12 protein-coding genes are annotated in these 16729 nt (G+C 55.5%); 7 read left to right on the forward strand and 5 right to left on the reverse strand.

Going from position 1 to position 16729, the window contains the following annotated elements:
• Positions 1-2 precede the first annotated feature (2 nt).
• Positions 3-3779, reverse strand: a complete 3777-nt coding sequence (gene tamB, locus DSD31_RS23290) for an autotransporter assembly complex protein TamB (protein ID WP_048023012.1) — start codon at positions 3777-3779, stop codon at positions 3-5.
• Positions 3776-5509 (reverse strand): autotransporter assembly complex protein TamA, encoded by a 1734-nt coding sequence (tamA, locus tag DSD31_RS23295; protein WP_004857170.1) that lies wholly within the window; start codon positions 5507-5509, stop codon positions 3776-3778. The genes tamB and tamA overlap by 4 nt, the downstream gene beginning before the upstream one ends.
• A 209-nt stretch (positions 5510-5718) precedes the next feature.
• On the opposite strand from tamA, the gene msrA reads away from it, so the two are divergent.
• From msrA to araC, 5 genes are all read left to right on the forward strand, one after another.
• Positions 5719-6357 carry a peptide-methionine (S)-S-oxide reductase MsrA gene (gene msrA / locus DSD31_RS23300; protein ID WP_004857168.1) on the forward strand — a complete coding sequence of 213 codons (639 nt, stop codon included), beginning with the start codon at positions 5719-5721 and terminating at the stop codon, positions 6355-6357.
• A 172-nt stretch (positions 6358-6529) separates the two neighbouring features.
• Positions 6530-7873: a polyamine export protein PaeA gene (gene paeA / locus DSD31_RS23305; protein ID WP_004857167.1), complete on the forward strand. Its 1344-nt coding sequence runs from the start codon at positions 6530-6532 to the stop codon at positions 7871-7873.
• Positions 7874-8071: 198 nt separating this feature from the next.
• The gene (locus tag DSD31_RS23310) at positions 8072-9304 is read left to right on the forward strand and encodes an oligosaccharide MFS transporter (RefSeq protein ID WP_015585310.1); all 1233 of its coding nucleotides are present in this window, start codon (positions 8072-8074) and stop codon (positions 9302-9304) included.
• A gap of 18 nt (positions 9305-9322) precedes the next feature.
• On the forward strand, positions 9323-11332 hold the full coding sequence (locus tag DSD31_RS23315) for a beta-galactosidase (RefSeq protein ID WP_048023010.1): 2010 nt from the start codon (positions 9323-9325) through the stop codon (positions 11330-11332).
• A 29-nt stretch (positions 11333-11361) separates the two neighbouring features.
• Positions 11362-12234 (forward strand): arabinose operon transcriptional regulator AraC, encoded by an 873-nt coding sequence (gene araC / locus DSD31_RS23320; RefSeq protein WP_032718585.1) that lies wholly within the window; start codon positions 11362-11364, stop codon positions 12232-12234.
• Positions 12235-12299: 65 nt separating this feature from the next.
• Here araC and DSD31_RS23325 read toward each other — a convergent pair whose 3' ends face one another.
• Positions 12300-12506, reverse strand: coding sequence for a DUF1107 domain-containing protein (locus DSD31_RS23325; protein WP_004857160.1), 207 nt, complete (start codon positions 12504-12506; stop codon positions 12300-12302).
• A 319-nt stretch (positions 12507-12825) separates the two neighbouring features.
• On the opposite strand from DSD31_RS23325, the gene DSD31_RS23330 reads away from it, so the two are divergent.
• Positions 12826-13383, forward strand: coding sequence for a YtfJ family protein (locus DSD31_RS23330; protein ID WP_004857159.1), 558 nt, complete (start codon positions 12826-12828; stop codon positions 13381-13383).
• Here DSD31_RS23330 and cysQ read toward each other — a convergent pair.
• Positions 13373-14116 (reverse strand): 3'(2'),5'-bisphosphate nucleotidase CysQ, encoded by a 744-nt coding sequence (gene cysQ / locus DSD31_RS23335; RefSeq protein WP_004857157.1) that lies wholly within the window; start codon positions 14114-14116, stop codon positions 13373-13375. The two genes, DSD31_RS23330 and cysQ, sit on opposite strands and share 11 nt — an antisense overlap.
• A 189-nt stretch (positions 14117-14305) precedes the next feature.
• On the opposite strand from cysQ, the gene DSD31_RS23340 reads away from it, so the two are divergent.
• The gene (locus tag DSD31_RS23340; RefSeq protein WP_071359088.1) at positions 14306-16249 is read left to right on the forward strand and encodes a bifunctional 2',3'-cyclic-nucleotide 2'-phosphodiesterase/3'-nucleotidase; all 1944 of its coding nucleotides are present in this window, start codon (positions 14306-14308) and stop codon (positions 16247-16249) included.
• An 85-nt stretch (positions 16250-16334) separates the two neighbouring features.
• Here the strand turns inward: DSD31_RS23340 and DSD31_RS23345 are convergent, their stop codons facing one another.
• Positions 16335-16718, reverse strand: coding sequence for a winged helix-turn-helix transcriptional regulator (locus tag DSD31_RS23345; RefSeq protein ID WP_004857152.1), 384 nt, complete (start codon positions 16716-16718; stop codon positions 16335-16337).
• Positions 16719-16729 lie beyond the last annotated feature (11 nt).

The following is a 16729-nucleotide window of genomic DNA, read 5'->3' on the forward strand; positions in this document are numbered from 1 at the left end:
TGCTAAAACTCAAACTGATAGAGCAAATCGAGAGCCTGGTCTACGCCAGACACCGCTTCCATATATAGCTTAGGCATCAGGCGATAGCGTAACGTCAACGTCGCCAGGGAATCAAAGATCCCTACCCCATATTTTACCTGCAGACCTGGCAGTACATAGCCGCTGACCACCACCTGGGAGGAGTCGCCCACTCCCTCGGTATCCAGCGCCAGATTGCTTACGCCAAACGTCTCGCCGATTTTACCCACAACCTGACCACTTTGTGCAACCCCCATACCAATAAGCATTGAAGTCATTGCGGCACTATCGCTCTGTCCGCTGCTTAAACCCTGTCCTCTCAGCAGGTAAGAAAGCGCTTCTTGCTGCGACATGACCGGGTCAGAGAAAATCTCTGCTTTCGGCTGATCGGCCGAACCAGTGACGCGAACGCCAGCGATCACGTCGTCTTCTGTGGCATCCGGGTTACGAATGGCTTCGATATTCAACAGCGGCTGATCCGGCGGACCGGAGAACAGCAGCTCGCCTTTACGTACGATCAGGTCCTGACCGTAGGCATGGAAGCGACCTTCCGGGATATTAATCTGCCCGTTCAGTCCCAGCCCCTGTTTATCCTGAGCCACTTTCAAATCGCCGGTCAGACGCGCTTTCAGGCCGAAGGCGCTCAGACGGACGTTGTTACCAACGTGAATCGTCAGGTTGCTGTTGATGGGAATACCGGCGCTCTGCTGCTGAATCGGCTGCAGATTTTTATCCAGCATCACTTCATCAGAAGAGACCCCAACGGCACTTTCCGGCACATCGTTGACGACGATACGCGCCCACGGAACATCAACGCTGCCATCAAGGCTAAACAAACTCGGGGTGGCGGTAAAGACCACATCCGGCGAAACATCCAGCCTTACCATCGGCGGCACGGTAATACGAACCCGGCTGCCTTTGGCCGCTACCTGCGCACGCCAGTTGTCAATCTGGGTCCAGTCGGCGTTACCGCTCAGACTGATTTGGCCCTGTTTGGTATTCACGGTGCCCTGCAGCGTTGAACGGGTGCCGTTGAAGTTCATCGCCAGCTGGCTCGGCTGCATATCAAACGGCATAAAGTTACCGTCGATGTCGATACCGCCCAACTGCATCTGGCCAAACAGCTGCGGGTTTTGCAGATCGCCGCCGAGGCGCAGGTTCGCATTGAGCTTCCCTTCCGCCTTCTCTCCGCGGGCGAAGATCGGGTTAATCATCGCCAGCGAGAAGTTATTGATATTCACATTACCGCCGAGGTTACGGCGCCCCTGCGGGTCGGTAATCTGCACCTGGCCATCCAGCTGACCGTTGTTGGTCAGGCGAATCAGCCAGCCGAGCTGCGCACGGTTGTTATGCAGTTCGGCCGTCAGGTTCAACGTATCGAAGGCCACCGGCAGCGGCGCATCGTTGACCATCTGGGTGACTTTGACATTGCGACCGTTCAGCGTCACTTTGCCCTGCGGCAGCCCCTCTTTGGTGGTGTCCCAGCTGACATCCGCATTGCCGCTGAATACGCCGCTGGCCTGGGTCGCCTCCGGCATAAACGGCTTCAACATCGCCAGATCAAAGCGGTTCAGATTCACCACCGCCCGTCCGCTGGCACCGGCGTCGATGGTCTGCGGCACGCACAGCTCGGCGTTCGGGTTAGCCCAGCAGTGCGGCCCGATACTGATTTTTTGTTCGCGATTACGGTAATCCAGCGCGATGTTGCGCGTCAGGGAAACCGGCCCTACCGGCGTCTGGAAGCGGGTATTGCTCAGCGTCCCTTTCCAGCGTTCCTCTTTACGATCGAAACTCCCCGCCAGCGACAGCTGCCCGGAAACCGGATCGCCCTGCACTTTCAGCTGCAGATCGTGTTGCTTTTCGTTCCCTTTGGCATTCAGCTGCACGAGGCTGATATTAACCCCCGGCTGGCTGATCCGGTCGACGCGCACATCAAGATTGCCGCCGATCTGGTCGCTGGACTTTACGTCGCCCTTGACGTTGACCTGAGCAACGGTCAGCTCCTGCCAGCGCAGCGCACGCGCGGTGATATCCGCCAGCAGCTGCGGCGCATCAACGGTACCGCGCACCTTCAACAGCCCCTTCGCCGTGCCGCCCAGCCCCGGCAGCGCATTATCCAGATTGGGCGCATCGATGGTGGCATCCAGGTTGAGGTCTTTCACCCCCAGCTCTCCCTTCACCTCGGCGCTGTTCTTACCCAACGCCAGGTGCAGACCGGGGATTTTCCACTGCATGTAGCTGTTACCCTGCAGTGAACCGCTGACATCGACCTTGTTCTGCTTAACGTTACCGGTGATTTTCAGCTCCGGTACCGACATCTGCCAGCTCCCGCCGTACAGGCTGCCCTGCGTTTTAATCATCCCGTTCAGCTTCGACGGCCAGTCCGGTACCTCTTTGGCGGTGTTGATGCCGTCGAGCGTCAGCTCGCCGCGCCAGCTGATAGCCTGCTGCCAGTCCAGCAGCGCTTTCAGTTCGGTTTTCCCCTCCAGCGCCGCAACGGTCAGCTTATCGAGGTTCACCTGCTGTTCGTTCCCTTTGGCATTGAGGGTGATTTTCGCCGGCGGCAGCGATTGCCCCTTCACCGCGGTGCTGAACGCCATGGTGTAGTCGGTCATCTTGCCATTAAATTTCAGCAGCACATCGTCGGCCTGGAACTGTTTTTCTCCGCTGAACGGCCAGTACAGCTGTTTACTCTTCAGTTCCATATTCAGCGGCAGTCCGGCTTCCGCCAGCTGCGCGTCGGCACGCAGCGTCATCGCCACGGAACCGGCTAAATCCACGCCGATCTGCAGCGTTTTACGCATTTCGCCGCCGACGGTCAGCTTCACCTTTTCGCCTTTCAGCGGATCGATGTTCAGCGTACTGTTGAGGGTGATGTCTACCGGCCAGTTATCCTGCAGTTGCGCGGTGCCCGCGGCATTGATCTTGCCCTGATCGGAATCGATATCCAGCGTATCCAGCTTCATGTGTCCGTCGATGCTGCTGACTTTCAGCAGCATGCTGTAGACGGTCATGTCGGTATCGCCGGTGACGCGCAGCTGCTCGCCGCGGAACGACTGGATATTCAGGTTCAGCGGCAGATGAACGTCGGTCATCTCCGGCAGCACCGGCTGGGAGAACAGCGCTTTCATCGTCTCGCCGAGCGGTTTTTCTTCCGGCTTCGGATTGTCGATCTTCGGTTCAACCACCTGCTCCTGCGCCACTTTCGCCACTTTCGGCAAGGCGATAAGCAGCCCCTGCAGCGAGGTTGGCGTCAGGGTCAGATTCTTCTCCTGCCAGTTCAGGCCGGTGGAAAAGTCCCGCACCGAAACGGCGGTATTATCAATTTTGACGTTCACGTTTTGCAGCGCGATGCGGCTCAGCGTCACAGGATACGGCGTCGAAAGATTCAGCGGCCCCGTCTCCTCCTCTTCTACCGGCGCAGAAGGCGGCATCTTGCTGGTGTCGATCGCCACGTAGATATCGCGCAGCGAAATATCGTTCACGCACAGGCTGCTGTCCCACAGGCACTGTAATTTGACCGCCAGATGGAACTGACCGGCCGTGACCGCGACGCCCGGCTGCGCAAAACGGACGTTTTGCAGCGTCAGGTCACGCCAGCCGCCGGTCACCTTGCCGATTTCCAGACCGGGGACCCAGCGGTCCGCCGCCTTCAGCACCAGGTGCAGGCCGCTGGTCGTGCCGACCAGGAACGCGACCGTCCCCAGCAGCAGAACCAAAAAGATCAGTACCCCGAGGCTTATCTTCTTCCATAAACTCATAATTCAGGCCCCAGACCGATGTAAAACTGTAAACCGTGTTCGTCTTTGTCGCCGACCGGCGCGGCAATATCCAGCTTGATCGGGCCAACCGGCGACTGCCAGCGCACGCCGACGCCGGCGCCGGTTTTAAAATCGCTTTTGCGGATATCGCTCACCGCTTCGCCGCTGTCGACGAAGACTGCGCCCCACCATTTTCCGCTGACGTTGTACTGATACTCCAGCGAACCTGTCGCCAGCTTCGAGGCACCAATCAGTTTGCCATCGTCATCCTTCGGCGAGATCGATTTGTATTTATAGCCGCGAATACTGCGGTCGCCACCGGCGAAGAAACGCAGATCCGGCGGGACTTTGTTGAAGTCATCGGCTTCAATCCAGCCGAGGTTGCCGCGCACCACAAAACGGTGGCGGTCGTAGAGCGTGCGGATCCACACATCCTGCGCCTGGGCGACGATGAAGTTAATATCCGAGCCCCACATGGTGTTGGAGTAGTCCACCGAATAGCGCTGGGAGTCACCCCAGGTCGGCATCAGGCCACCGCGGGAGCGGGTACGGTTTACCGACACCCCGGGATAGATAAGCATCGTGGTGTTGGTGACGTTGGCCTGGGTAAAGTGGTCAAGGCTCCAGCGCAGGTTAAGCGCGCGCTGCCAGCCGCTCGACATCTCCCAAAAACGTGATACCCCGAGGGTCGTTGAGTCGGCCTTCGTATCGTTGAGGTCCGTACGTTTAAAGCCGCCCTGCACCAGGTAGTATTGCTCCAGCGGACTTTTTAACAGCGGCACCTTATAGCTGAAATCAAGCTGCTGTTCAGGAGCGGAAAGGCTGAGGCTGGAAGTCAGGCTATGTCCGTAGGAGTTCATCCACGGCTTTTTCCACGTTCCTTTGACCCGCGGCCCGACGTCGGTTGAGTAGCCGACACCGGTTTCCACGGTATTCTCTTTACGCGGGGAGACCACGCCCTGCAAAGGCAGAACTTTAGTCTTGCGGGACTTTTCAAACTGCGGCGCCACAACGACGGAGCTGAACCAGCCGGTTGCCGCCAGGCGGCGGTTGAGTTCGGCGAGATCCTGCGAGGTGTAGTAGTCGCCCTGCTTGAACGGCACCAGGTTTTGCAGATATTCGTCGCGAATTTGCGAGCCTTCAAAAGTGACCGGACCAAAGCGGTAGCGCTCGCCGCTGTTGTAGTCGATATCCCAGAAGGCCTGATGACGGTCGAGAGAAACCCCGAGTTGGCTTTTGATGAATTCGCTGTCAAAGTAGCCCTTACGCAGCGCAACGTGAGTGAGCGAGCTCTTGAAGCTATCATAATCGCCATGATCCAGGACGGTGCCGATAGCCGGGCGCTTTTTTAACAAATCCAGATAGTCACGGTCGGTGCGCGCCCCGCCTCGCAGGATGACTTCCGTGCCGCCAATACGTACCGGTTCACCTGGCGTGACTTTGGCAATCAGCACCTGCCGGCCTTTTTTCGGCGGCGGACGGAGGTCGAAAACGATTGTCGGTTCGTAGTATCCCAGGGCCTTCAACCCTTCGCGAATCGCATCATCGACGCGCGCACGAAAGCGGCGATCCGGCGTCACTTCGTCGCTCTGGATCGTAGAAAGTTGAGCTCGGACGTTTTTTTCCAGCTCTCCGGATAACCCCTCAACCTGCAAACGCACGCTCGCGGCGCTAGCGACCCCGCTGACCAGCAAAAGGCTGGTGATACATAACTGGCGGATTTGTAGCACGTTTTCTCCTGAATATCCTTGTTTCCCCCCGAAGGAAACGAAAGCGCCGTTCCACGGCTTAATAAAACCCCAACGACATAGGGTTGAAAAAGAAACGCTAAACCAAATAATTCTTATGTTTAAATCTAGACGTATCGGGCATGTTTATTGTGTAAAAAGACACGCTTCGTTACAACCTTAACCACGACTTATGTTTTGAGAGGCCAACCGTGAGTCTATTTGATAAAACGCATCTTGTCGCCCAGGCGGATGCGCTGCCAGGACGCAACACCCCTATGCCAGTGGCAACACTCCACGCTGTCAATGGCCACTCCATGACCAATGTCCCGGACGGAATGGAAGTTGCCCTGTTCGCGATGGGCTGTTTCTGGGGCGTGGAGCGTCTGTTCTGGCAGTTGCCTGGCGTCTACAGCACCGCCGCGGGCTATACCGGCGGCTATACGCCGAACCCGACCTACCGTGAAGTCTGTACCGGTGACACCGGCCACGCCGAAGCCGTACGCATTGTGTACGATCCGCAGGTCATCAGCTACGCGCAACTGCTGCAGGTTTTCTGGGAGAACCACGATCCGGCCCAGGGCATGCAGCAGGGTAATGACCATGGCACCCAGTATCGCTCCGCCATCTATCCGCTGACTCCAGAGCAGGATGAAGCGGCGAAGGCCAGTCTGGCACGTTTCCAGGCCGCCATGCGTGATGCCAACGACACGCGCACAATCACCACGGAAATTGCCACGGCGAAGCCGTTTTACTACGCTGAGGACGATCATCAGCAGTACCTGCACAAAAACCCGTACGGCTACTGCGGTATCGGAGGCATTGGCGTCTGTCTGCCCCCGCAGGCATAATACCGTTTATCACTGAGGTGAATAATTAACGCTCTGGCGGCTTTACAGTCGCTTACGCTATACTACCCTGTGTTATAGCCGGTCCAGAGCCTTCGGACCGGTTTTTTATGTATTCCACTATAGAGTTATCAACTTCCCTTCCGAGGATCTGGCCTCAACGGCTGGATAAACTATGTTAAATAGTATTTTAGTTATTCTTTGTCTGATCGCTGTCAGTGCGTTTTTTTCGATATCGGAGATCTCGCTGGCAGCTTCACGTAAGATCAAACTCAAACTGCTGGCCGATGACGGCAACGTGAACGCCCAACGCGTTCTCAAAATGCAGGAAAACCCGGGCACTTTCTTTACCGTCGTACAGATCGGCCTCAACGCCGTCGCCATTCTTGGTGGTATCGTCGGTGATGCGGCATTCTCGCCGGCGTTTCACAGCCTGCTGAGCCAGTACATGTCGGCTGAGCTTTCAGAGCAATTGAGCTTTATCATCTCCTTTACCCTGGTCACCAGCCTGTTCATTCTGTTCGCTGACCTGACCCCGAAACGCATCGGTATGATTGCGCCAGAAGCCGTTGCTTTGCGTATCATCAACCCGATGCGCTTCTGCCTGCTGGTCTTCCGCCCGCTGGTGTGGTTGTTCAACGGCATGGCTAACAACATCTTCCGTCTGTTCAAAATACCGATGGTGCGTAAAGACGATATTACTTCCGACGACATCTACGCCGTGGTAGAAGCCGGCGCGCTGGCCGGGGTGCTGCGTAAGCAGGAACATGAGCTGATTGAGAACGTTTTCGAGCTGGAATCGCGTACCGTTCCGTCGTCCATGACCTCGCGTGAAAATATCATCTGGTTCGATCTGCACGAAGACGAGCAGAGCCTGAAGAACAAGGTGGCGGAACATCCGCACTCCAAATTCCTGGTCTGTAACGAAGATATCGACCACATCATCGGCTACGTGGACTCTAAAGATCTGCTTAATCGCGTGCTGGCGAACCAAAGCCTGGTGCTGACCGGCGGCGTACAGATTCGCAATACGTTGATTGTCCCGGATACGCTGACGCTCTCTGAAGCGCTGGAAAGCTTTAAAACCGCCGGTGAAGACTTCGCGGTGATCATGAACGAATATGCGCTGGTAGTAGGGATTATCACCCTCAACGACGTGATGACCACGCTGATGGGCGATCTGGTCGGTCAGGGACTGGAGGAGCAAATTGTCGCTCGCGATGAGAACTCATGGCTGATTGATGGCGGTACACCGATTGACGACGTCATGCGCGTGCTGGATATCGACGAATTCCCGCAGTCCGGCAACTACGAGACCATCGGCGGTTTTATGATGTTTATGCTGCGTAAGATCCCGAAACGCACCGATGCGGTGAAATTCTCCGGCTATAAATTCGAGGTGGTGGATATCGACAACTACCGAATTGACCAGCTGCTGGTAACGCGCATCGACAATAAACCAACCGTGCTGGTACCGAAACAGCCGGACGCCGCCAATAGCGATAAAGAGCCGGCGTAAGATATTGGGTCGAACATAAAAGGCGGATGAAAACTCCGCCTTTTTTATTGCCCGAATGTGAAGCGGCTCACGCCTCTCAGCCGATAGCAGATTTTTACTACTCCATAGCGAAACGTTCATGACTCCCCTCCGCGCAAAAAGGTAACTTTGCTCGCGTCTACACGATCATATTCCTGTTCAACGGGAGCGAGGATTACCATGATTGAATCAAATAAAAATTACTATATAAGCTGTCTGTTCTTCCTGTTCTTCTTTATTGGCTGGGGATGCTGCTATCCTTATTTATCATTGTGGTTAACGGAAACCATCGGTATTAATTACACTGATGTCGGTCTGGTTTATTCCTTTACTGCGATTATTGCCGTTTGTGTCCAGCCACTATTCGGATTCATCTCCGACAAACTGGTCTATCGTAAAAACCTTATGTGGATGCTGGCAATCATTATCACTTTATTTGCCCCCTACTGGATTTACGTCTTTGCGCCATTATTAAAAATTAATGTTTTTCTCGGAGCGCTGGCGGGCGGTATCTATATTGGTATGGCCTATGGCGCTGGCTGCGGTATTTGCGAAGCCTATATTGATAAAGTCAGCCGCGCGTCCGGGTTTGAGTTTGGTCGCGCCCGAATGTTTGGCGGTATTGGCGCGGCTATCGGCACCTTTGCGGCAGGTAAACTCTACGGGATCGACCAGAATATGATTTTCTGGCTGGCCAGCTGTGCGGGAGTTTGCCTGCTGGTGATTGTCTGGAAAATGCAGATTAGCGCGGATAAACAGGGCGCGATGCCGAGCGGGAAAGCCTCGCCGGTCACCTTGAGCGACGCCGCATCGCTGCTGAAAATGAAGAAATTCTGGTTCTTCGCCATCTATATGATTGGCGTCGGCGCGGTATATGAAACCTACGACCAGCAGTTCGCTATCTATTACAGCCACTTCTTTGAGAGCAAAGCGCGCGGCGCGGAGGTCTTCGGCTATTTAACCACCGGTCAGATTTTCCTGGATGCCGTCGTGATGTTCTTTGCCCCATGGTTCGTAAATAAAATCGGCCCGAAAAATGCCCTGCTGTACTGCGGGATGATTATGAGCCTGCGCATTATCGGTTCGGCCTGGGCTATTGGCCCGGTGTCCATTAGCCTGATTAAACTGCTGCACGGCTTTGAAAGCTCGGTGCTGCTGGTTGCGGCATTAAAATATATCTTCGCCAATTTCAACCCAATGCTGTCCGCCACCGTTTACTTAATTGGCTTCCAGTTCTCTAAAAGCTTTAGCTCTATTTTTCTTTCTACCGGCATCGGCCATATGTATCAGAGTATGGGCTTTACCAGCAGCTATATCGTACTCGGCGGTATCGCCCTGTGCTTTACGCTGATTTCATTTATTACGCTGGACAAAGCGCGCGTTTTTTCCCCGCAGCCGGCACCCGTGCATTAATTTAAGGAGGTAACCTGTATGTCTGATTTATTTTATGGCGTAGCGTATTACGATGAATATATGCCGGAAGATCGGTTAGCGAAAGATATCGCCTTAATGCGCGAAACGGGCATTAACGTGGTGCGGATTGCCGAATCAACCTGGAGTACGCTGGAGCCTCAGGAAGGCGAGTATAACTTCTACCATATCGACCGGGTGCTGGACGCCATGCATGAAGCGGGGATCGCGGTGATTATCGGTACGCCGACCTACGCCGTCCCGGCCTGGCTGGCGGCTAAACATCCGGACATTCTGGTCACCACCGTCGACGGACAGCAAAAATATGGCCCGCGACAGATCATGGATATCGTTAACCCGACTTTTCGCCGCTATGCCGAAAAGATTATCCGTACTCTGATGGCGCACGTGCAGCATCATCCGGCGATTATTGGCTGGCAGCTGGATAACGAAACCAAGCATTACGATAATATCGGCCGCTATATGCAGGAAGGATTTGTGCGCAGTCTGCGGGAACACTATCCCGATCTCGCCAGGTTGAATAAAGATTTTGGTCTGGACTACTGGAGCAACCGCATCGATAGCTGGCAGGATTTTCCGCCGGTCGAAAATACCATTAACGCCAGCCTCGCCTGCGCGTTCTCCCGCTACCAGCGCCAGCAGGTAACCGGGTACCTCGCCTGGCAGGCGGACATCGTGCGTGAATATGCCCAGCCGCATCAGTTCGTCACCCACAACTTCGATTTTGAATGGCGCGGCTACTCCTATGGCGTGCAGCCGCGAGTCGACCACTTTGCGGCGGCGCAGGCGCTGGATATTGCCGGTGTCGACATCTATCACCCGAGCCAGAAGCACCTGACCGGGCGGGAAATCGCGTTTGGCGGCGCCATTACCCGTTCACTCAAGCAGGGTAAAAACTACTTCGTACTGGAAACCCAGGCGCAGGGCTTCGCCCAGTGGACCCCTTTCCCGGGGCAGCTGCGCCTGCAGGCCTTTAGCCACGTGGCCTCAGGTGCGGCGATGGTCTCCTACTGGCACTGGCATTCGATTCATAACTCGTTTGAGACCTACTGGAAAGGGCTGTTAAGCCACGACTTCTCGCGCAATGCCACCTGGCAGGAAGCGACCACTATCGGGGCTGACTTCGCCCGCCTGTCGCCGCAGCTGGCGGAGCTGAAAGCAGAAAACGACGTCGCGCTGCTGGTGAGCAATGAAGCCATGGACGCCCTCAATCAGTTCCGCCCCGGCGATACGCAGGGCAATATTTATAACGATATTTTTCGCCGCTTCCACGATGCGCTATACGACCACAATATCAGTGTCGACATTATCCATGATGTTAATGAGGAGACCTCGCGCTACCGCGTGCTGATCGTGCCCGGACTTTACGCCGCAGATGACGGCCTGCTTACGCGCATCAATCGCTATATTGAACAAGGCGGCAGAGCGCTGATCGGCTTTAAATCAGGCTTTAGCGATGAAAACGTCAAGGTGCGAACCGGCGCGCAGCCGGGGATTTTGCGCGAGAGCTGCGGCGTGAGCTACAGCCAGTTCACCCTGCCGGAAGAGACCACGGTGTGTTCATGCTGCGCAGACATTGATTGCAGTAAAGACAATCAGGCCGAACTGTGGATGGAGCTGCTGACGCCGGACTCCGGTACCCGCACGCTACTGCGCTATCAGCATCCGGCATGGGGCGAATATGCCGCCGCCACCGACGCGGATTACGGCCAGGGTCGGGCGATTTACGTGGGCTTCCTGCCGCAGAAAACGCTGGTTAGTCAGCTGTTTGACCTCCTCACCTCCGGCCTGGATCTGCGATCGCGCACGTCGGCGTACCGCTATCCGCTGGTGGTTAAACAGATGCGCAACCGCAACGGCAACCGCATCCACTTCCTGTTCAACTACTCCGGCGAGCCGCTGGAGTTTATCAGCGAGACATCGGGCAACGCGCTGTTGAGCGGGGATGAGGTCAGCTGCGGCCAGCCGTTGCGTCTCAAGGCATGGGAATTTAGTATCATCGAAAGTTAAGCGGCAGCGGCGTTCAGGCGGGAGAAACGATGGAACTGGATATCAATGAGCTACTGAATTTCTCGCCATTGATGAAGACTTTTACCTTCAACGCCTGGGTCGTCGCCGGCTTTACCCCCATCACCCGCGGGTCAAAGCTGGACTACTACATTAACCGCCCGCAGGGGATGAAAGGTTACATCATCAATCTGACCCTGCGCGGCCAGGCGCGCGCGAAAGCGGGCGACGGCTCCCTGCTGTTTCGTGCAAACGATCTGCTGCTCTTCCCGCCCGGTGTTCCCCACCATTACGGACGGGATGAACACAGCGAGCACTGGGATCATTTATGGATCTACTTTATCCCCCGGCCCTACTGGATAGACTGGCTGAAATGGGATCAAACGACCCACGGCATCGGCAAAACAACGGTCAACGATCCTGAGCAGCTGCAAAATCTGCGCGATCTTTTCTATGAAGTTATCCGCCATCATTCCGCTTCCGCCCCGCTTTCTGAAGCGCTGGCGATGAATGCGCTGGAACGCCTGATCCTGAGCTGCTTTCAGCGACAGCCGATCAGCAATCGCCACGCTCACGATCCGCGGATTAACGCCGTGTGTGACTATCTTAACGAGCATATTGCACAGGAGATTAAGATTGAGACCCTGGCAGCGATGGTTTTTATCTCGCCTTCACGACTGGCGCACCTGTTCAAAAATGAGCTGGGGCAAACGGTATACGCCTGGCGCGAGGCGCAACGCATTAACCGCGCGCGATGGCTGATCCAGAGTACTTCCCTGCCGCTTAACAAAATCGCCCTGTCGGTCGGTTACGGAGACCCGGTCTATTTCACGCGCATTTTCCGCAAACACAACGGCATTCCGCCGGGCGAGTACCGTAAACGCTATGCGGAAATGAAGGGATAGGCCAGAAACATCAACGGCTCCATCAGGAGCCGTTTTTTTACCGCATAGCTATATCGTTATTCAGGTTAAGCCATCTCTGTTTGCAGACGCAGAACCTGACGATTGACTTCAGACATCACAGACAAATGCTGCTTGTCTTTAACCTTCGGGATAAGAATTTTGCCCTTATCAAACTCAAAAGCGCCAACATCCTTGATGTATAACCGTCCACGGAACAGGATCTTCACGTACTTCGCCACTTGCAGCGGATTGTAGCGTTGGAAAATTTTCATTGTTGTCTCCTGCCAGGGTTACGCTCTTGTGGTGCCACACTTGGCCCACGATTCGGGAGCGCAAATTTTAATGCCCTGAAACTATAGTCCAGAACTTCTGTAATACCCAGCATGCATAAGTTTATTTACCTTTTGATGACAATAATTAAGAACTTTCTTTTCAAACATACGTAGAAGTTAGTATAAGTCGCCGATTTCCTTCGAATATGTGCGTTAACACGCAAACTGGCACCCTGATTGCGTGTAATGCCGGGAAATCGCATTTATGCTTAAACGAGACCAAGTGGTCGGATCACCTGCATAAAAATAAGGACTCATCATGACCCTACGTAAGCTACTGGCGGTTTCCTGCCTCCTGTTACCGCTGATGGCCTCAGCGCATAATTTTGTCGATGGCCAGCGCGTCGCGCCGGTTGGCATTGCCGACCGGGGAGAATTAATTCTGGATAATGATAAGTTTAGCTATAAAAACTGGAATAGCTCGCTGCTGGCAGGAAAAGTTCGCGTGGTGCAGCACATCGCCGGACGCACGTCGGCAAAAGAGAAAAATGCCACTCTGATAGAGGCGATTAAGGCGGCCAAATTCCCGCACGACCGCTACCAGACCACCACCATCGTCAATACCGATGACGCCATTCCAGGCTCCGGCATGTTCGTACGTAGCAGCATTGAGAGCAACAAACAGCTCTACCCGTGGTCGCAGTTTATTGTCGACAGCAACGGCCTGGCCCGTAAAGCCTGGCAGCTGCAGGAGGAGAGCTCAGCGATTGTGGTACTGGATAAAGACGGTCGCGTGCAGTGGGCCAAAGACGGCGCGCTCACGCAGGATGAAGTGCAGCAGGTGGTCGCCCTGCTGCACAAACTGCTTAGTAAATAGAGACCCGGAAGCCGGGGTTCAGGAAGGATTCACGCGGGGTATAGTCCAGAGTGCGCCCCTGCCAGTCGTGAACGTGCGCCCCGGCAGCCACCGCCACGGCATGGCCAGCGGCGGTATCCCAGGTACTGGTTGGCCCAAAGCGCGGATAAAGCTGGGCCTGACCTTCCGCTACCAGGCAGAATTTCAGCGACGAACCGATCGACGTGGTCTGATGCTCGCCAATATGTTCCAGGTACTCCTGCAGTTCCGGATCGTTACCGTGGGAGCGGCTGATCACTACCAGCGGCGGCCGGGCATCCCGCACCTGAATCTGCTTGCGCATGCCGCATTCGTCTTTCCACGCCTTGCCGCCTTCCGCGCTGTACAGCACTTTTAAGACCGGCGCGTAAACCACGCCAAGAACCGGTTTTCCTTTTTCAATCAAGGCAATATTGACGGTAAATTCACCGTTACGTTTAATAAATTCTTTGGTGCCGTCCAGCGGATCCACCAGCCAGTAGCGCTGCCAGTGCTGCCGCACCTCCCATCCGGGGGGATCTTCTTCAGAGAGCACCGGGATATCGGGCGTCAGCGCCAGCAGGCCATGCATAATCACCTTGTGCGCGGCGAGATCTGCCGCGGTGACCGGAGAATCGTCCTTCTTGCTGGCAACGTCCATCGGCTGCTTTCCATCATAGACTTCCATGATGGCATCACCTGCAATCCGTGCAAGTTGACATACTTGTTCTAACATTCTCCACCTCATCTGGTTACAGTGGCGTTAACTCGTTGTTTTAGTTATATCGCATCGGTGCGAGTTCCGCTATCTGTGATAACGATGGCGGTTTCATGAGCCAGTTTTCGGCATGATTCACATTTCTGTAAGCAACAGGATGTACATACATTTTCTTCTGTGCCATTGCTCATAAAAAGGACGCCTCTGATGATTAAGTTTAGCGCAACGTTACTGGCCACGCTGATTGCCGCCAGCGTGAACGCCGCGACGGTCGATTTGCGAATTATGGAAACCACCGATTTGCATAGCAATATGATGGATTTCGACTACTACAAAGACGCCGCAACGGAAAAATTTGGCCTCGTGCGCACCGCTACGCTGATAGAAAAGGCCCGCCAGGAAGTCAAAAACAGCGTGCTGGTCGATAACGGCGATGTTATTCAGGGAAGTCCGCTGGGTGACTACATGGCCGCCAAAGGGCTCAACAGCGGTGATGTCCACCCGGTATATAAGGCAATGAATACGCTGGACTACGCGGTAGGTAACCTCGGCAATCACGAGTTCAACTACGGCCTTGATTTCCTGCACAAGGCGCTCGCCGGGGCGAAATTTCCCTACGTAAACGCCAATATTATCGATACCAAAACCGGTCAACCGATGTTTACGCCGTACCTGATTAAAGAAACGGCGGTGCAGGATCGCGACGGCAAAACGCAGACGCTGCGTATCGGCTATATCGGTTTTGTGCCGCCGCAAATCATGACCTGGGATAAAGCCAATCTCAGCGGCAAAGTGACCGTCAACGATATCACCGAAACCGCGCGTCAGTATGTGCCGGAAATGCGTAAAAAAGGCGCAGATGTGGTGGTGATCGTCGCACATTCGGGACTATCTGCCGATCCTTACCACGCGATGGCGGAAAATTCGGTGTACTACCTCAGCCAGGTGCCCGGCGTGGATGCCATTATGTTCGGCCACGCCCATGCGGTGTTCCCGGGGAAAGATTTTGCCGCCATTCAGGGGGCGGATATCGACAAAGGTACCCTGAACGGCATCCCGGCCGTGATGCCTGGGATGTGGGGTGACCACCTTGGCGTCGTCGATCTGGTGCTGAACAACGATGCCGGTCAATGGCGGGTCGCTCAGGCCAAAGCCGAGGCGCGCCCTGTCTATGACGCCGTGGCGAAAAAATCCCTGGCGGCGGAAGACGCGAACATGGTGAAGGTACTAAAAGCCGATCATGACGCCACCCGCGAGTTCGTCAGCAAACCCATCGGCCAGTCTTCAGACAACATGTACAGCTATCTGGCGCTGGTGCAGGACGATCCTACCGTGCAGGTGGTCAATATGGCGCAGAAAGCCTATGTCGAACACGCTATTCAGGGCGACCCGGACCTGGCAACGCTGCCGGTACTTTCTGCCGCCGCGCCGTTTAAAGTCGGCGGCCGCAAAAACGACCCGACCAGCTTCGTCGAGGTGGAGAAAGGCCAGCTCACCTTCCGCAATGCCGCCGACCTCTATCTCTACCCGAATACTCTGGTGGTGATGAGGGTCAGTGGTAAAGAGGTGAAAGAGTGGCTGGAGTGCTCCGCCGGGCAGTTTAACCAGATTGACCCCACCAGCAGCAAACCGCAGTCGTTAATCAACTGGGACGGTTTCCGCACCTACAACTTTGATGTGATTGACGGCGTAAACTACCAGATTGATGTTACCCAGCCGGCGCGATACGACGGCGAGTGTCAGATGATTCACCCGCAGGCGGAACGCATTAAGGATCTGACCTTTAACGGTAAACCGATTGACCCGACGGCCACCTTCCTGGTGGCCACCAATAACTACCGCGCCTACGGCGGTAAATTTGCCGGAACCGGCGATAGCCACATTGCTTTTGCCTCGCCTGACGAGAACCGTTCGGTGCTGGCGGCATGGATCGGCGCAGAGTCGAAAAAAGCGGGCGCTATCCACCCGGCGGCCGACAACAACTGGCGTCTGGCCCCGGTCCACAGCAAGGTGCCGCTGGACATCCGCTTTGAAACCTCTCCGGGTGCAAAAGCCGCGGCATTTATTAAAGAGAAAGCGCAGTACCCGATGCATCAGGTCGCAACCGACGATATCGGTTTTGCGATTTACCAGCTGGATTTGCGGCCGTAATGCCGCTTCCCCGCTGGCGTGATGCTTTACCCGGCGGGAAACCGCCCGGGTAAAGCCTCGGCCGCTGCCCGGGCATTCGCCGTGGTTATGCCATCTGCTCGTGGTTCGCCAGAACCGCGGGCAGATTAAGCTCAATCCAGTCCGCCAGCGCCGCCACTTTCGCGCTAACCTGCTCGCCAAGCGGTGTCAGGCTATACTCTACGTGCGGCGGGACGACCGGTCGCGAGACCCGATTGATAAAGCCATCCTGCTCCAGCGCCTGCAGCGACTGAGCCAGCATCTTTTCGCTGACCCCGCCCATTTTACGGCGTAGCTCGCTGAAGCGATGGGTTCCTCCGCGCAGCGCCACCAGGATTAATACCCCCCAGCGACTGGTCACGTGCTTCAGCACATCGCGTGACGGGCACTGCTCGGCAAACAGATTCCCGTCGCGCATTTTTTCGCTCAGCGTCGGATTCGCCATTTTCATACTTACCTTTT

Origin of the sequence: Klebsiella sp. X13 (assembly GCF_003323835.1) — a bacterium.
Lineage (GTDB): Bacteria > Pseudomonadota > Gammaproteobacteria > Enterobacterales > Enterobacteriaceae > Klebsiella > Klebsiella ornithinolytica.

What these genes read in the sequence shown, in the direction of transcription:
- DSD31_RS23330 (WP_004857159.1), top strand. Translation starts at nt 12,826, where the DNA reads ATGACCCTACGTAAGCTACTGGCGGTTTCCTGCCTCCTGTTACCGCTG.
- DSD31_RS23310 (WP_015585310.1), top strand. Translation starts at nt 8,072, where the DNA reads ATGATTGAATCAAATAAAAATTACTATATAAGCTGTCTGTTCTTCCTG.
- tamB (WP_048023012.1), bottom strand. Translation starts at nt 3,779, where the DNA reads ATGAGTTTATGGAAGAAGATAAGCCTCGGGGTACTGATCTTTTTGGTT.
- DSD31_RS23340 (WP_071359088.1), top strand. Translation starts at nt 14,306, where the DNA reads ATGATTAAGTTTAGCGCAACGTTACTGGCCACGCTGATTGCCGCCAGC.
- DSD31_RS23345 (WP_004857152.1), bottom strand. Translation starts at nt 16,718, where the DNA reads ATGAAAATGGCGAATCCGACGCTGAGCGAAAAAATGCGCGACGGGAAT.
- DSD31_RS23325 (WP_004857160.1), bottom strand. Translation starts at nt 12,506, where the DNA reads ATGAAAATTTTCCAACGCTACAATCCGCTGCAAGTGGCGAAGTACGTG.
- araC (WP_032718585.1), top strand. Translation starts at nt 11,362, where the DNA reads ATGGAACTGGATATCAATGAGCTACTGAATTTCTCGCCATTGATGAAG.
- paeA (WP_004857167.1), top strand. Translation starts at nt 6,530, where the DNA reads ATGTTAAATAGTATTTTAGTTATTCTTTGTCTGATCGCTGTCAGTGCG.
- cysQ (WP_004857157.1), bottom strand. Translation starts at nt 14,116, where the DNA reads ATGTTAGAACAAGTATGTCAACTTGCACGGATTGCAGGTGATGCCATC.
- DSD31_RS23315 (WP_048023010.1), top strand. Translation starts at nt 9,323, where the DNA reads ATGTCTGATTTATTTTATGGCGTAGCGTATTACGATGAATATATGCCG.